The sequence below is a fragment of the Photobacterium sp. 1_MG-2023 genome, from assembly GCF_030547945.1.
GTDB lineage: Bacteria > Pseudomonadota > Gammaproteobacteria > Enterobacterales > Vibrionaceae > Photobacterium.
The window spans coordinates 77722-94119 of record NZ_JAUORR010000017.1; the positions used below are offsets into that span (position 1 = coordinate 77722).

The 16398-nt window shown below is 43.3% G+C and carries 20 protein-coding genes; 1 reads left to right on the forward strand and 19 read right to left on the reverse strand.

Going from position 1 to position 16398, the window contains the following annotated elements:
* Positions 1-27 precede the first annotated feature (27 nt).
* From Q4579_RS15185 to Q4579_RS15245, 13 genes are all read right to left on the reverse strand, one after another.
* Entirely contained in the window at positions 28-1335 is a 1308-nt protein-coding gene (locus Q4579_RS15185) for an ATP-binding protein (RefSeq protein ID WP_303565375.1), read from the reverse strand.
* Positions 1335-2066 carry a response regulator transcription factor gene (locus Q4579_RS15190; RefSeq protein WP_303565376.1) on the reverse strand — a complete coding sequence of 244 codons (732 nt, stop codon included), beginning with the start codon at positions 2064-2066 and terminating at the stop codon, positions 1335-1337. Before Q4579_RS15190 ends, Q4579_RS15185 begins: the two co-directional genes overlap by 1 nt.
* Positions 2067-2216: 150 nt before the next feature.
* Positions 2217-2717, reverse strand: a complete 501-nt coding sequence (locus Q4579_RS15195) for a hypothetical protein (RefSeq protein ID WP_303565377.1) — start codon at positions 2715-2717, stop codon at positions 2217-2219.
* A gap of 318 nt (positions 2718-3035) precedes the next feature.
* Positions 3036-5678, reverse strand: coding sequence for a hypothetical protein (locus tag Q4579_RS15200; protein WP_303565378.1), 2643 nt, complete (start codon positions 5676-5678; stop codon positions 3036-3038).
* A gap of 111 nt (positions 5679-5789) precedes the next feature.
* On the reverse strand, positions 5790-6770 hold the full coding sequence (locus Q4579_RS15205) for a hypothetical protein (protein ID WP_303565379.1): 981 nt from the start codon (positions 6768-6770) through the stop codon (positions 5790-5792).
* 220 nt (positions 6771-6990) lie between these two features.
* Positions 6991-7449 (reverse strand): GNAT family N-acetyltransferase, encoded by a 459-nt coding sequence (locus Q4579_RS15210; RefSeq protein WP_303565380.1) that lies wholly within the window; start codon positions 7447-7449, stop codon positions 6991-6993.
* Between the two features lie 67 nt (positions 7450-7516).
* On the reverse strand, positions 7517-7924 hold the full coding sequence (locus Q4579_RS15215; protein WP_303565381.1) for a GFA family protein: 408 nt from the start codon (positions 7922-7924) through the stop codon (positions 7517-7519).
* A 146-nt stretch (positions 7925-8070) separates the two neighbouring features.
* Entirely contained in the window at positions 8071-8439 is a 369-nt protein-coding gene (locus tag Q4579_RS15220) for a DUF805 domain-containing protein (protein ID WP_303565382.1), read from the reverse strand.
* Positions 8440-9012: 573 nt separating this feature from the next.
* On the reverse strand, positions 9013-9432 hold the full coding sequence (locus tag Q4579_RS15225; RefSeq protein ID WP_303565384.1) for a DUF3010 family protein: 420 nt from the start codon (positions 9430-9432) through the stop codon (positions 9013-9015).
* A 111-nt stretch (positions 9433-9543) separates the two neighbouring features.
* Positions 9544-10110, reverse strand: coding sequence for a hypothetical protein (locus tag Q4579_RS15230; RefSeq protein ID WP_303565385.1), 567 nt, complete (start codon positions 10108-10110; stop codon positions 9544-9546).
* A 75-nt stretch (positions 10111-10185) separates the two neighbouring features.
* Positions 10186-10662, reverse strand: coding sequence for a DM13 domain-containing protein (locus Q4579_RS15235; protein ID WP_303565386.1), 477 nt, complete (start codon positions 10660-10662; stop codon positions 10186-10188).
* A gap of 72 nt (positions 10663-10734) precedes the next feature.
* Positions 10735-11139, reverse strand: coding sequence for a PaaI family thioesterase (locus Q4579_RS15240; RefSeq protein WP_303565405.1), 405 nt, complete (start codon positions 11137-11139; stop codon positions 10735-10737).
* Positions 11140-11250: 111 nt separating this feature from the next.
* Entirely contained in the window at positions 11251-11748 is a 498-nt protein-coding gene (locus Q4579_RS15245) for a hypothetical protein (RefSeq protein ID WP_303565388.1), read from the reverse strand.
* Positions 11749-12015: 267 nt separating this feature from the next.
* Here Q4579_RS15245 and Q4579_RS15250 point away from each other — a divergent pair, with 267 nt between their 5' ends.
* The gene (locus tag Q4579_RS15250; protein WP_303565389.1) at positions 12016-12252 is read left to right on the forward strand and encodes an RNA-binding protein; all 237 of its coding nucleotides are present in this window, start codon (positions 12016-12018) and stop codon (positions 12250-12252) included.
* Between the two features lie 75 nt (positions 12253-12327).
* On the opposite strand, the gene Q4579_RS15260 is transcribed toward Q4579_RS15250, so the two are convergent.
* The 6 genes from Q4579_RS15260 to Q4579_RS15290 form a co-directional block, all read right to left on the reverse strand.
* On the reverse strand, positions 12328-12753 hold the full coding sequence (locus Q4579_RS15260) for a bifunctional diaminohydroxyphosphoribosylaminopyrimidine deaminase/5-amino-6-(5-phosphoribosylamino)uracil reductase RibD (protein ID WP_303565391.1): 426 nt from the start codon (positions 12751-12753) through the stop codon (positions 12328-12330).
* Between the two features lie 388 nt (positions 12754-13141).
* Positions 13142-13555 carry a hypothetical protein gene (locus Q4579_RS15265; RefSeq protein ID WP_303565392.1) on the reverse strand — a complete coding sequence of 138 codons (414 nt, stop codon included), beginning with the start codon at positions 13553-13555 and terminating at the stop codon, positions 13142-13144.
* 495 nt (positions 13556-14050) lie between these two features.
* Positions 14051-14557, reverse strand: coding sequence for a hypothetical protein (locus Q4579_RS15275; protein WP_303565393.1), 507 nt, complete (start codon positions 14555-14557; stop codon positions 14051-14053).
* A 113-nt stretch (positions 14558-14670) separates the two neighbouring features.
* Complete coding sequence (locus tag Q4579_RS15280) at positions 14671-14922, reverse strand: transglycosylase domain-containing protein (protein WP_303565395.1); 252 nt, start codon at positions 14920-14922, stop codon at positions 14671-14673.
* A 14-nt stretch (positions 14923-14936) separates the two neighbouring features.
* Positions 14937-15422, reverse strand: coding sequence for a GNAT family N-acetyltransferase (locus tag Q4579_RS15285; protein ID WP_303565396.1), 486 nt, complete (start codon positions 15420-15422; stop codon positions 14937-14939).
* A gap of 119 nt (positions 15423-15541) precedes the next feature.
* Positions 15542-16120 carry a hypothetical protein gene (locus tag Q4579_RS15290; RefSeq protein WP_303565398.1) on the reverse strand — a complete coding sequence of 193 codons (579 nt, stop codon included), beginning with the start codon at positions 16118-16120 and terminating at the stop codon, positions 15542-15544.
* Between the last annotated feature and the right edge of the window lie 278 nt (positions 16121-16398).

A 16398-nucleotide genomic window follows, 5' to 3' on the forward strand; every position in this document is an offset into this window, starting at 1 on the left:
TCTAATCTTTCAGTGCGTTAATTTTCGTCACTGTTTTGTCTGTTTTTGTCTATTGTTTGTCGCAGACAACGCCCTGTGATCTGTGAATTGGATTACAAATCGCGCCCCACCCCACTGACTTCTTTCCACCGCGATTGATGCCTGATGCTGATGAAGTATTTCTTGTACGATCGCAAGCCCTAATCCAACACCGCCAGTCTCCTTAGAACGGCTTTCATCCAAACGGTAGAATGGCTGGAATATTAATGCTCTTTTTTCTTCTGGTATCCCAACCCCATCATCTTCAACGATTAAATAAATCACTCGCTCACACTGATTTAATGAAACAGAAATATGTTGTGCTGCATACTGGTCCGCATTGAACACTAAATTATTAATGACACGCTGAATGCCGATTTCTGATGCAGAAATATAAATTAAAGGTTCACAATAGAGTGATATTGGTTTATCACAATGCTGCCTCAAGGTTTGAACTTGATTTCCAATCAGTTCACTCAAATTGACAGTGAACAACTCTGGCGGCGTGGATAGTGATTCGTGCTTACTGAATTCAAGAATTTCAAAGATCAATGATTCCATTTCATCACAATCTTTCAATAACGATTTTATCTGCTGTTGCGTATTGGCAGGGAGCTCATCCAAGTCAATTAAGTCCAACTTCAATTGAAGCCGAAACAAAGGTGTTTTCAACTCATGAGATATAGCACGTAACAGACTTCTTTGCCGGTGAAACATGAGTTGAAGTTTATCTGCCATATGATTAAAGGTTTGATTCACGCGCCCCACGGCTTTAAAACCTGTATCTACCCGGATAGATAGGTCTCCATTTGCAATTAACTGACTTGCATTTTCTAATTTCCGCAATCGGTATTGAAGCCATAAGGTATAGAAAAAAAAGATTAAAATAATGAGGCCCAATGGCAAAATGAATTGAATCAGTGTTAAAATGAATTCAGCATTTTCATCTACATCAAGTGCTGATAGTTGAATGAGTTCTTTATCCAATATTTTTGCTGTGATCGTTTGCAAATGCTCGTCATGAATATGTTCTACTTTAATCCTCGGTTCTGTCGTAATATCTTCATCAGATGGTAACGATTTAATTTTTAAGTTGGTTTTGGAAGAGATTTCATCCAGAAGTTCATACCACTGATTTTCAGACAATGAAGGTCTTGCCGATTCCAGCGCATAAACATAAGCAAGATAATCTAACTCAACATCTTTTTTTAAACTGCTGGAAAAATATTGTGTTGCAACGGATGCCAGCCAAGGGTATGTTTGTGAGAAAACAAACATAAACAGAATTGCTTTCAATGTAAATCGTATTAACAACATTATTCCTGCTCATCATTAACAAGTAAGTACCCCTTTCCCCTGACTGTAATAATAAATTTGTAGGGTAACTCATCTCCAATCTTTTTTCTTAGGTTCATCACTTTATTATCGATTGAACGATCCAGTCCGTCAAAATCTCGGCCAAGTAATTGTCTTGAGATATCATCTCGCGTCACAATATTATCAGCATTTCTTGCAAGCAAACTGAACAGTTGAAATTCGCTGTCTGTCAAATCCAAACTTTCTTCACCTTTATAAACCGAACGGCGAGGAATATTCAATTGGAACTGTCCCACCTTCAACTGTTCAGTATTCTGGCTACTACGCTGATTGGCAGACAATCGGATCAAATTACGTAACCTTGCAAGAATAATACGAGGATTGACAGGTTTTTGAATATAGTCATCAGCCCCCATTTCTAACAGCATAATTTGATCAATATCATCTTCACTTGCAGTGAGTACAATGATTTTTCCCTGATATCGGTTTTGAAGCGCACGACAGATACTAATCCCATCAACTTCGGGCAACATCAAATCCAGTAAAACAAAATCTGGTTGATGCTTCAGCGAATAATCAAGCCCAGATTTTCCTGAATGTTTCAAACAAACATTGAAACCATTTTTTTCGAAGAAAACACTGAGTAAATTAGCCAATTCAATATCATCCTCAATGATGACTAAATGTTTTTCATCATTTTTTGATTTCTCATGAAACTCTGAAGACTTCAATTTCACTCTCCTTCGAACATTATCTATTTGATTAAACCATCATGTTCACCTTGGCAATAAACCGCCGAAGAAAACTCATCAACATTTTAACCTGTTTTAAAACCCAACAATTCTAAAAAATATCCACAGATTCACCCAAAATTAAACCCATCAGGTGTTGTTATATTTTTTCGACAAAATGAAAACCCGCTCAGTCTTATTCTTCCAGCAAAGTGCCAAGGGTATACTGAGAAGAAAAATCAAAAAACTACCTTGTTCAATCATGACTACCGATAGCAGAACATTCACCGCCCATAATACAGTTGTGAACAGTCTATATTTTCTGAAAGATTGATACAATTGCCAAAACTGGCTTACGACAGGCCCCAAGAATATGAATAAAATCAAACCACCCCGAAGTATGAAGTATCCCTCACCACTCTCCAGATACCATTTCAGATGCATTAATAACATTGGCATTGAAAAATATGCCATAAAAATTAAGAAAGGAAATAATCGCTCCTGAATTGAAAGTCTTTCCTTTCTAAATTGATGAATTTTGTATAAACGATCAAACCTCACAAATCGCTTTTCTCTTTTTGTAAAGAAATATGCAATACTAGGTAAAGACAAAAGCCCAATGAGAATCATGATTGGCACCAGAAACAGCACGAATATTTCCATTATTTTCCTATTGATATACAGCGCCCGCCACACCGGACCCATCTTAACGCAGTCACCCAAGAATCACTGCTTTAACCCAAAGTGCATCAGTTTATCATGCTAGACCGATCACGCATCTTCATCACACAAATCAGACGAAAATGCCATATCCCCTGAATGTTCATCTCAACCTTCATGAATCAGGGATGGAGGGTACTCACGCCTGTTCACCGATAACAAGACAACATTCAACCGGGTCATCAATAAAAAACCCCGCATCAATGCGGGGTTCAGACACAACATGCAGAGAACTAGAAACCTGCAGCTTTAAACAAAGTTCAGAAACTTTTCCCGATCCGCTGCATTCAGCAAATCAACCGCGGCAGTGATTGCTGCTGCAATCTTCCTCTCCCGTGCAGCCAGCATTGGCGGCTCATCAGGGTCTATCTCATCTTTATGGCGATAAATATTGAGCACGGTTTCGTACAGGCGCTTCAGACCTTTGTCATCACTGAAGTCCTCCAGATCATTCTGATACTCGTTGACCTGATGCACCACCAGAATTCGGGACAGAAACGCATACTTCTCGTCTAATTTAAGATCCGTCAGAACATCGCAAAACGCTTCCACTTCATCTGCGGTCGCGTCAGAACCATGCCTGCCGCCTTCAGAGTATTCAATAAAGCTGAGCAATAAGGTTGTCGACGGGAATAACTGCAGAATCAGTTCATACAAACACAGGTATTGCTGCTTCTGTGGTTTTTTTGCCACTTGGGCAACATACAACATCGACGCCAGAATCATGCCGATTTCATCAGACACGAAGAGTGACGTGCTTTCCTCTTCATCCTCTTCCGCTTGATTGAAGACCAGTAACTCACGGGCAAAGGCAAGCGCCTGCTCTCTGGAAATGGGGGCGTCAGACTGTGCCGCTTCATCCTGTTCTGAGACCTGCAAAAAGCGGGCAAACAACCCCCCAGCGGCTTTCGCCTGTGCATCTGCATAAGCTTGGATGCCAGTGATCAGGCGTGTGACTTTCTCACGCTCATCTTCCTCAAACGGATGATTCAAAGCTTTCCGCTGTTCCAGTTCACGATAAAAACTCGGGAAAAGATGCTGATGATAAAACGCCCATAACGGTTCCAGCTCCGGCTCCGCAAAGAAGCCACTGGCTTCCTGAGCCAAAATATATGCGACCGACAATAACTGAGCGCCCTTCGCATATTCTGTCTGATTCAGCGCAGGAACAACCGCTAACAAATCCTCCGGGGTATCCTGATACGCGCGCAAAATAATATCGTTCAGCATCTCGCCGAAGCCTGATTTATCCCGCTGATAAAGCCCGTGAATCTCCTCAAGGCGTGTCAGACCCATATGGCTGCGCAAGGGTTTGTTGATTAAGACATAAAGCCTTTGCCGAATCTCTTCGGCACTCAGCGCTCTGATCGTAAAACGGGCAGCGGCTTCCTGTTTACTGCACAGCTCGAAATCATTCGCGATAATTTTGAGTTCTTCGCCACTCAGCTCTTTTTTCCCCAATAAACGCACCAGGACATCCAGCGTTCGCAGGCACTTGTCGTTCTGAGCGGCTTGCCCTTCATCTTCAATATAGAAGCTGTCCGGATTCTGATAGGTCACCAGAAAACGCTCAATGATGTCTTTCAGCGTAATATCCTGAGCAAGATTTGAAGACAACCGCCAGCCGCCGGATCCGAAATATTCAAAACGCTTGTAAATATAGTGTTTGTGCTCAAACGCCAGCTGTCTGAAGTGGACGGGCTGCAACTGGTCCAAAACTTCGGGATGCTGGTTCTTTTCGATATAAGCCAGAATCTGCTCACCGTTGGCGAAACACTTCAGGAAAAAGCTTTTGTTGGTTTCGTACTCGTTATACTCGTCATATTCCTGATAGAACGGGTCATCCTGAATATCAGCCAGCGTGGTCGTTTCGTCATAAACAGGTTGATTGTAATACCAGAGATCGTTCAGAGGCACATCTTTCACCGCGTCATACAACGCCTGACGAAATACCTCACGCTCCTCTGCAATGGTCCGGCCATGGAAATTCAGGTCATCAAACTCGCCCGCGGCGGCTTCCCGCGAGATCAGCGCATCCGCAAACGTGCCGTCGTCATGATAAGCATCGCTGACTTGGCTAAAGCCGTATTCCATCAATTCAAAGGGATCAACACCGGCAACATCTCTGGGCCGGCGTTTGAATGCCTGAATCCGCGCATCTTTGTAATATTGATAACGGCTTTCATCAGCTAAAAAACATTTCAGCAGATCGGGGACAAAATTTTCCGACGCCATGTAATGCGACCGGATACAGCCAAACACTTCTGGAAAATGGCAACTGGCGTACGCATCCAGCACCAGAGGACGATAGCCATGCTGATAGAAGAGATACGCCATATAATTGGCGCTGTGATACATGATCTGTTCAAAGTCACTGTCTTCCGGGTAGTACTCGCCAACCAGATATGCATATTCCGGATACTTCTCTGCCAGTAGCACCAGCAGGTAAATCCCAAACATCATATCGGATGAGAAAAACAGTTCGTTGGAAGAATTTACCCGCAGACTGAAATCCACCAGCACTTCGCAGAAGGCGACGATCAGGGGTTTCAAGTCTTCATGTTCTAAGGCGTGCTGAAACACCACCATGTGGGAAAAACGCAGGTACGCATCATCTTTGCTGAGCCTTAGGAGTGCTTCATCCGTCAGGGATTCCATGGGTTCGGACTCAAACTGATCGTCACTGCTCATCATGAAGATCGCTTTAAACTGATCCGGGTTGAACAGGTCGCAGGGCTGAAACTGCTTTTGATCGTGAGCAATAAAACCACCGACGTTATCAATCAATTCACCGGCTTGATAGGCTTGCTGTAATTGAGATTGAAACGCCACAATGGCTTCTTTTAATGAATCTTTATTTTTTAAATTGACCTGGATAAACGGCTGTTCCATGACTGTCCCATTCTTTCTTCAGCATCGAATCATTCAAATCATCAGGTTTGAATGACTTAAAAACGTGCCTGTCCTGAGTCTCATCCGCCCAGAAAAGGTCATACTCACACATTAATAAAAAGCGACCGACGACAATCGATCTAACGAGTCACCCATGCTGAAAGAAAACGGCCTGCCAAATTCAGCTGCCATTTTGCGGCACTTTTGATCAAGAGATGAACTGACGTAATCCGTCACCTTTCCATATTCGTGATTGACAGGTCCCAATGAACCCAACTCAATCTCAAGCTGTCTCAGGCCCCGCTTCCCCTGATTGTGCCGAAGAATATACCGTTGGGAACTATTGGTAATTTCTGTGGAAAGGTATATCTGAGAGTTATCCAACTTCGTTTGAAGATGAGGGTCGCCCAATTGAATATCCGCAGGCACCGTATAAGCATAGTATCCATGACCTCTGATCAAAGATGTACTGACTGGCTGCTCATCTTTATCGTTCACCACTAAACCGCTGAATGGCAGCACGGGAGACAATGTCAGGGCAACTGTGCAGAACGCTTCCCCCTCATTCCTCTTTGTGCCTTGCATCGCCATTAAAAGTGAATCCAACATGTTGTAAGAAATGCCAACCATGACATCCTTCACCGTCAGTTCCGTTGTATACTCTTTGTTCAGTCTCGCAGCTTCCTCGCGGTATTCCTTCTTATCTGTTTTCATCTCTTCGGGACGAAGCGAGAAACGAACTGTCATCGTGCGTTTTTTATCTGCCAGAATTTGTTCTAATGCATTTTGAACCGCAACCTTCTGTGCTTCCGTCATCTGTTTTTTCTCAGATGTACTTAATAATAAACTGCTCGAATCAAGCTTTTCTTCATCAAAGTGTATCTTCACGTCCTCTGGTGCAATGCCAGCCTCTTTGAATATCTGATGCAGCCCATCCATATAAACCTGTTGAATCGTGTTGTCATCTCTCCGATAGTCCTCGTCAACAACCGAATGATCAAAACTCAGCCTTGCGAAATTCACATCATCATTTCCGCAGCCGCTCAAAACCAAAGTTAAACCCATCAACCCAATACGTGAAAAGTTGTCCATTCAATCCCTTACGCTCAAATAAAAAATGCATTTAGTTGAACAGCTTAGGCGGCAGTGCTCACAACAAGAAGAAAGCTACCCCGTCTGTTTGAGAGAGTCATCACAAGTCCGGTGGGATTGAAAGGTATGTCATCAGCAGCAAGAAAGAAGAGATGGTGGCGATGTCAATCGAGGTCATTTCTTTTGCGCCCTGTATGAGTGACTCACACAGAGCAAAAGATTAAAAATACGAAGGGACTGAAGATTGAAGATAATGCGGATGATATGAATGGCAAAAACAGTTTGTTCCCTCTAATGACAAAAAACCGAGTTTTTGATAAAACCCATGGCCAATGTCACTGTGTAAATAAACTGCTTTTGCGCCATGTTGTTCGAGCAAGGCCTGAGTCGCCCTGCGCACAATCTGAGAACCAAAGCCTTGATTGCGCATTACCGGCGCTGTTGCAACAGAGCCAATCCCGAAACACCCTTCCTGAAGACCAAACTGACCCGAATAGACAATCAAAGAAGCCACCGGCTGGGCATCAACGGTCAGCACAAACCAAGCGCCCGATTGATACTTGGCGCTTGTCCGGCAACCTTCAAGATACGCATCCATGGAAAGTCCATTCCCCCAGGCATCAAATCCCATCCGGTAAATTTGTTCGAACTCCTGTTCTCTGGCTTTTCTCAGCTGCATTCAAGGCTGTCCTTTGCTGATTCCGCGAGTCACTTTGTCGTTTCAATCTGAAGGGGGAAAAGAGAATTTATGTTTCACGACCTTCCGCAAATGCGGGAAGCTCCCGATTTAATTCACACCAGTTCGCTTTGTAAGCAGTATAAATCTGTGCATCAATGGTGACCGGAATGTCTTCGTCAAACGTGGCAATGGCAAGTTCAATGGCTTCGAGTGGCGCCTCTTTCCCACGAAAACCAAGACTGGCACCGCAGTTCGGACAAAAGGAACGAATCGTACCATTGTCAGCCACATAATCTTTCAGTAACGCTTGACCTGATATCCAGTTGAGCCCTTGGACACCGACCAGGGTTCCAAAGGCTGCACCATGAAATTTACGGCACATCGTGCAATGGCAATTGGCGGCTTGCTGTTGAAAACCACGCACAGAAAACCGAATGCTTCCGCACAAACATGACCCGTGAAATATCTGACTCATCCTGAGCTCCTCCGTTCTCTCTCATGCTTTCTCAACTTGTGAGAACACGCTGTGACACTGAGTGTGACTGCCCTTGTCCTTCGTTGCAACCGGGCGGATTCAAATCCCAAGCCGCCTGATACACACGAAAGATGCAAACCCGCCGTTCAGACCGGATGCGTGAGATCCATAACGCCCTTTGGATCCGGACCGTAGTCATTGTCACCCGGCGAGCCCTGCTCCACCAGCAACATCAGTCCAATCAACACACCGACAAAAGGAATCAGTACCACGAGCATTGACCAGCCACTCCGATTGGTGTCATGCAGACGCCGGACAATCGATGCTAACGCAGGAATAAAACTCAAGGAAAGATACACGGCAATGAGTGCATGATCATCTTGAATCAATTCTCCGAGAAAAAGTATCAGATAACAGATTCCATAATGCACGAACCAAAACAGCCAAAAATCTTTGCGTCGTACACGGCCATCAGAATTTGCAAAATTCTTAACCGTGGCGATGTAACTTCCCATACCTGCCAACCTTTGATAATTTATTTGTCGCGAAGACTGAAGCCATACGACAAACTGGCATTGCAGGTGAAGCTTTGCTGACCATGAACCCCGAATATGTCGCACCCAATTAGGGGCGACGCTTTCAGGGATTCATTAATCCGAATTGAACACGCAGCAATTAGTACGCTGCCTCTTTCAATTTTTTGAGCGCGAACTCCCCTCGTTCTGAGACAGCAGTAGATTTATCCGACGCAAAAACATCTGCAAAATCTTTCGCAACAGTTCCCAAGCTATCTAACTCTCTGCTCAACATCTCTGCCGAAACTCGCCTAACAATCGACGATGGATCAGCCGACGACAATTTCAGCAAGGTTAGAAATGGTATCTCAGGATCATTTTTTCTCTCTGCGAGAATGGGTTTTAAACTACCTTGATGAAGTACAAAGCATGCCGACTAAGGTGATGCTTCTCAACAGAGCACGCCCCCAGTTGTCTCGGTGCATCTCACGTCCCTGAAACTATCGGCATGGTAAATTTCACTCATTCTTGAAAAAACTGCGTATTGTTTGAATAAACCCCCTGTTTTTAAACCTATTTATTAAAACCTGCCATCGCCGTGAAAAATGCATTGTGCTGATATTTATTTAATTCACTCGGTGCGACGGCATTGTTTTTCTTTTGATAAGAAGCAATTGCCTGAGGAGAAACCAAGATGACATCGTTGGCATCTGAATCTTGTATCATCGCTTCCATTTTAAAAGTATCCGCGCCTCCGGCAAAGTCCCCTTTTTTACTGCGTTTTTTAATGTACACTTTTTCAACTGAGTTCGTGGCAAGCAGTTGATTGATTTCTTCTTTAAAATCTTTAACACTTTCCCGACGTTCACTATCATTAAGCGTAATTTTCTTCTTCTCAATTGTTTTCACGATGAAACAATCATCCGCTTGCTTTTCCAGAACCGTCACAATCGCTTCATGGCCTTTTAATTCAATCCCGCATATATGAGTCATCCCAAAACATCCTTCTCATTTTATATCCATTTTCTCTTGTGCAATTCACACTTTAAAATTCAACACCAACACGATATACGACAACACAATATTTCACAACCGAGACTCACATTAATAACCAATTAAACCCGCCTCCAAAAGAATACTCACTAATAACATCAAATGAAACAGACAACCAACAACAATTGCAAGCCAATTCCAACCTGAAAACCTTTCGTTATTGATGAAATCAGGGATGGCTTCTTTGTTAACACTGGAAGCAAGACGATTCGCTGGAATAATAAAGAGGAAACTTAATATGGAAACAAGCCAATATGGATCAGGTAATCTCGATAAGAGCTGAAAAACAAAATACATACCGCCAAGAAAAAGTACAGGCAATGACTGTGGCATGTTTTTTTCATTGGCAGATTTATTGATATGTTCAAAACAGCTGAATGCCCAGATCGGCGAAAAAAATGCCCGCCAAAAAGGCATCATATTTTGTCCGGTTCTTGCTCTAATCAGCATCCAATTTTTATAGAACCAATAAAAATTATAGATCCCCAAGGTGCATATCGACATCACGACCAGTTTGAACGTAGATGTGGAGAAAAAGTATGCGTCTGGAGCTCTTTCCAGTGTTTTTTCTGCTGATTGAATCGGTAGCGCATCGGGATTTAAGTTTTCTGCTTGCAAGTGACTCTCCTTTATATGCCTCACCCCTTTCGAAGGGGTCAAACAGGTTATGATTCATGCGTATGTGCGCCACGATTATTGGTATTTAGCCGACGTGATAAATTCGCCAAATGACTCACACCACACAATGACCGTATTGTACCCCGATAGGTCGATATCTTGCGGTACTTTCACAACAAAATTTTCAAAAGTCTTCACATCCCCCACAAGAGCCATCTCATTTTTCAGCCGTTGAAAATCAGCTTCGGTTTCGACAAACGCCGGAGACACATACAACTTATAATCCGGGCCAGGCGCAAGCTGCCCCATGAATGTGATGAATTCAGCAGTCAGGGATACTTGCCCCTCTCCCCAGTGAAACGTATCGCTGTCTTTCAGGTCTTTTCTGAACATGGCTGAATACTGTGCCTGCGATGAGATTTGAATCACTTCAGCTTCAGTGGGTGCTGGCGGGGCAATCAGGATAGGCAGCAGATATATCCCAAGCACAAAACCAAGAACCCCTACAGACAAGTGAGTTACCGAGAGTGTCATGAATGTTTTGAGTTTCATAAGTCAGCTCATTGTTGTGAAAATTTAGCGCCTCAGAGGCATGATTCATCAAGGTTTCTGTTCATCCCGTTTTCAGTGGCTGTCTTCAATCTTATTGATTGTTCCAAGAGAAACCGCGACCAGTTTTTCTTCCCCATCAGTTTGGGCATAGACCTTACACTCGCATGTCGCTTGGCGTTTTCCAGCGTATAAAACGGTTGACCTGGCGATCAATCTGTCGCCGATTGCGGGCCTGACATAGTTCACTTTGTATTCTGAAGTGACACATCGACCCAGTACGGATGCTCCGGCAAAAGTAATACAGTTATCAGCCAAATAGCTAACGACACCACCATGGGCAAACCCATTGTTTTGCTTGAGATCATCTCTCACCTCAAGGCTCAATTCAGCGGATCCTGCCTCATAAGCTTCCAAGGTTGTTCCCAGAAGCAAACTGAAAGTCTGCTGCGACAGAATCTCTTTCCCTTTCTCTAACATATTGCTCAATGTTCAGCTCCTTACTGATCATCCGGAAATCCAACAAATGGCATAGACTGTCCCACATCAAAATTGACCACATGACTTCTGAATCGATCCAAAAAATTCTCGCTAATCAGTCGGACACAAATAGGATCCGACCAAGGGTACTGCCACTCTTTCAGCCGTTAAACTACCTTCGACATCAATGTTTAAAGGATTCGATGAAATTCTGGATTCATCCACCGGCACGATCGAGTTTTGAATGCGGTATTGATAAACACCACTCTCTTCAGGATATGAAAACACCATTCCGGATAAAGTTTCGGTGTCTTCTTGTCGGAGTGCAAAACGACTGCGGATCACAAAGTGATCAGAATGCGATTCAACATGTTGTTCAAGCAATTCAGCAAAGTCTTCATAGCATTCAAACAGCAACATCTCATAATCGTATTGTGATCGATCGTCTATGTTCAGTAACGGCTTGAAATATACATATGGCTGGCAACGAATTTCACCTTGATAAAGCAGTTCAATACCATCTTCGTGTTGCTCAGCGATGCTAAAATCACTTTTGCTAAGAATTAATGTTTGATCAAAATTGATCAGCGTGATCGTTACATCATCCATTGTTTCTCTTCTTCTGCTTGATTGGTTTGAATTCGATTGTTTTGACACCGACCGCGCTCGGCGACTCATCAGGCTTTGCCACACTTGGAAAGCCTGATTCCAACATCCTTGAAGGCCACCATGTCACAATTTGTTGTTGGTATTGAGCTTGATGTGCAGTTGATTGCACCAAGTGTAACTATTTTTTGGCAAAGTTAAACTATCGCTTGGTGGCAACTGTCTTTATTGAGACAATACTCGCCGTTACTTCTATACCAACGGACAACCATGAAACTCTTAGTTCGCAACCTTGCACGCACAACAACTGAACACGATATCCGCAAACTGTTTTCTGAATACGGTGAAGTCACTGAATGCACGCTCGTTTTAGATCAAGAGACGGGTTTATCGAAAGGCTTTGCTTTCGTCGAAATGCCTGACGTTTCAGAAGCAGAATCTGCGATTGCGGCACTTCATCTGACAAGCGTTGCCAAAAGCAAGATTCGAGTCAAAGCAGCTCAGTAAAACAGATTCTTAAACCAGCTGAAAATGCTGGTTTTTTATTGTCCCAACAACGGCACAACGCTTTGTGATATGCCTTTACGACTTCCCCAAATACTTCGATATGAAACTACTGACTTGTTCATGACAAAGACCGATATCGACCTTTATACCCGCTTGTTCAAGGAGAGCTATACCCTTGCCACTATTACGCTTGTCTGGATCAACCATTGAAACCACAACATGCTTAATGCCTGACTCAACGAGAGTATTTGCGCACGCAGGTGTACGACCAACAAAAGAACAAGGCTCTAAAGTGACATAGGCGACTACGCCGTCCATCACTCCATCATATGCATTGAGCGCTTGAACTTCGGCATGGTTTCCACCAATGGCTTGAGTATAACCCTCAGATACCACCATATTATCTTTAACAAGAACGCAGCCAACAGGTGGATTTGGAGCACAACCAGGCAAAGCGATTTTGGATATATCTAAAGCTCTTAGCATATATTTTTCTGACATTAATTCACATTCCTTGTTCTGGCATATAACGAATGACAAGGACTCTCCCTCATCAGGCTTTGCCACACTTGGTCAGTCTGATTACGAAATCACCGGAGGTCACCCTGTCACGATCTGCCTATGGCATAGATTGAACCAAACATCGTTTCAGTATCCACGGTGAAGATCACCAATGCAATGTAATGACCCACTGAACAATATCACGCTCGAAAGTTCTCTCGACGTTTGCAACATCCCACCAGCCATTTTCAGGATGCAGCTTGCCCATGACTGGGCCCAAGAACTGACTAAACTCGCTCATACACCAAAAAACATTCTATGCTGCGCGATGGCGTCTTATGAGATGCTAAATCAGCATGATTTTAATGATTGACTGCATTATCGTTGGTTAGGTTTCGTAGCCCAAGATTTCGATACCCTTCTCAGTACTCACTATCGGAAATTCACCAACTTTACAGAGTTCCTTCAGAAACCTCTCTAAATTCAGGTCTCGGTGTGTAGTAGGAGCATTTTCATAAGGCTGATATGAATAAACTCTTGGGATGAATATGCGTTCAATATGCTTGTACTCGACAGGTCCAGCACAGCCTTTAACAGGATCATCAATTGCCGAATCCCACACCTGTTGGTTACTAGGAGCATGACCATAGAAAACTCTTTCAGTATCCGTAAAGCGGTACTCGATACCAGAAAAATCTGCTCCATAGTCTGCCATTGTAAGAAAGAATTTCATCCACTTATGGTTGGACATTAGACGCACTGAGTATCTCTGTCTCAGAGCTTTATCATTGTGAGCTTTCATTTAAACCTTCTACAAACCTAACGAATGACATGGCCCCCCATCAGGCTTTGCCACATTTAGTCGTGTCTGATTACCGAATCCCTAGAGGCCACCATGTCACAATCTATCTATGGCATTGAGCAACATTTTTCAACGGAGTCACTTGCTTCACCGGGTCATTGCAATAGCCAATGATGGTGTAAGGTTCAGACCTTTTGCGGGAAAACCTGATAGCGCGGCGGGCACTTTCGATGCCGTCTAACGAATGAGGAACCGCAACCGCGTAGTGTCATCAGGGTCATGGCATGAATGCCAGTTAACAGACCGAATGTAGAGCGGCAGTCCCAAACCTTGCATTACCTGACGCTGTTGTTGACAACCGGGGGAGTCCATGTAGCCCTGCTAAAGTGTGATAAGCGCAATACAGAAACTCCCGCATACTACCTTAACCACTAAACTTATTGAATAATAAAATTTCACGCGTTGCGAATCACTCTTGAACAATTTGTTATATTTTTACCCACAACAAGCGCTTAGGTCAGTTTTTATTTTTACTACAAGATCATCTACGCTGACCACCTTACTGATCACAACACCTTTCTTTTGCTTCATAGACTGAAAAATATTGGGTTTGGCTCGTTCCGGGAAATTCCAAATAATTTTAAATAATCTGGGTATTATCAGGATCTCTGGGCAGTTATCAGGAAGCTCAGGGCGAGAACGAAACAGGTAAGGTAGATTACGTTTAATGCAACGGGTTACACAAATATACCTTGGGACATCAAGAAAAATAACATAGTCAGCGCTATCTCGAACAGTTTTGGAGACCCCCTCAATAATCCACTGTTTCTGTTTAACTAGTTTTTGCTCACCCAATGCACGCTCCTCATTTGAAGCTGCAACCCATCCATCTTTCCAAACGACGCTATCTAAACTCTGGACTGGTATGTTCAAAGCTTGCCCTAATTGTTTAGCCAACGTCGTTTTACCAGAACCAGCATTTCCCGTGATATGAAGCTTCATGTTCCCTCAAAAAATAACGCCGCAATCAGGCGCGGCTTACTTTGTGTGCTTTTTGCACTAGAAAGGGAGCGCAGCGACCGTGCACAAAGTAAGACGTCGGCTGCATTTCTTTATTAAACGCCGCTGGCACAATGTTCATAAGTGAGATCGAACCAGCCAGAGGCAGCACACTGACCTGAGACGATTACCTTGATTCTTTGTACACGTTTGGCATGAACCTCGGGGTTGCTGACAGGATGGTAATAGTTTGGCGCTATCGGCATGGCAATTAATCCATAGAACTCATCATCAGTAAGTTGTGATGTCTTTTTCCCGTAATACGCCATTGCTGCGGCTTCCATGCCAATGACACCATTCCCTTCCATTGCTCCAAATGCTGTTAGCCGTACATTGCCCAACGGAAATACGGGCGCTGACCATCCATACGATCGACTTCTGCACCTAAGTTTTTGTAGAACTCGTGTGCTCGGGTGTTATAAGGGCTAGCAGTCCATGAAATGTGAGAAGTTAACGACTCTTCAGCAACCATTTTCAAAGCATGCATAAGTTTAGCACCGTATCCCTTTGACCGATGTTTACCAACAACGAGAAGATCATCAAGCCAAATAGACGCCTCTCCGCGAAAGGAAGAATAACGATAATGAAACAAAGCGAACCCTTGAACTTCGCCATCTACTTCCAATAGCAAAGCGTGGGCGAACGGATAGTCACCAAATAAGGTTCGTTCAATCTTCTCTTTAGTCGTGGAGATTTCACCGTCGAACCCTTTCATACTTCGGTCAAACTCAGCTTTGCGTCCAATAAGTTCGAGCAACTTACCGGAGTCTTGCTTGATCGCTTTCCTTACGTTCACTTTGTTCTCCATAACTCAAATTTCTGGTTGTCGGCTAACGCACACATCAACTGCCGGAGGCTACTGGCGCTTTTTGTGCGGCTTTTTGCACAAAAAGTGACAGTGGCTGGAGGTCAGATTGCATGTGCTTGTTAGGTGCTTGTTTGATTAAGAACCTGTTTTGTTAAATATTTTTCTGCGCTAATTAGTTTATTGTAAATATCGTTTGCTGCGCTATTTGCTGTGTCAGGGACTTCAGCTCCAGAAATATCAAATTGGTGATGACTAGCTAATCCAATAGCATTACTTAATAACTGCTTTGGAGTCTCATCCAGTATTGCACCATGTTTTGATAAGAAATTTTCGAGTGAAGCGATTATAGATTTGAAATTGTGTGCTATCTCATCACATGCCTCATGCCAGTCCATTTCTTGGTGTAAAAGAGGTGGTAAAAACTGCCTGACTAAAGCAACTAATTCTGATGATGCTTCGTATTGTTTCTCGAATATAAACTCAGACTTTTTTAGTTTTATTTTGTAACTCTCTGAATCTTTAAGTAATGAAGACTTGATTGACTCGAGCTCTTTAGAATACTGAGCTTTTTCTTTCTCCATAAGTCGATTTGCCCAGACTTTTCCTAACCAGTTCGACATTCCAAATATAATGCCAGCGCCACCTCCTAAAGTGCCTAAAATGGCTGCTGATATACCTAAAACTTCAGATAAATCCATTAGTTCTCCTTGCACCTAACGCCCAATTAAGGGGTAGCAACGCTACCAACCAAACCTAAAGCATTGTGCCATAAACACTAAAATTGAAGTAGAAGCAAAAATGCCAAGCGTTGTGAATCCCTCTTAAATGCTTGATTGCACCATAATCACTAAACTCTCTGATACCTATAATGCCACGCGTTGGGAATCCCTCTTAAATTGTTGTATGGATAATAACCCACGAATTTGGGTAAAGTGAGACCCAGGCTTTAGCTGCAACTAAAGCTTTCCATGTAGTA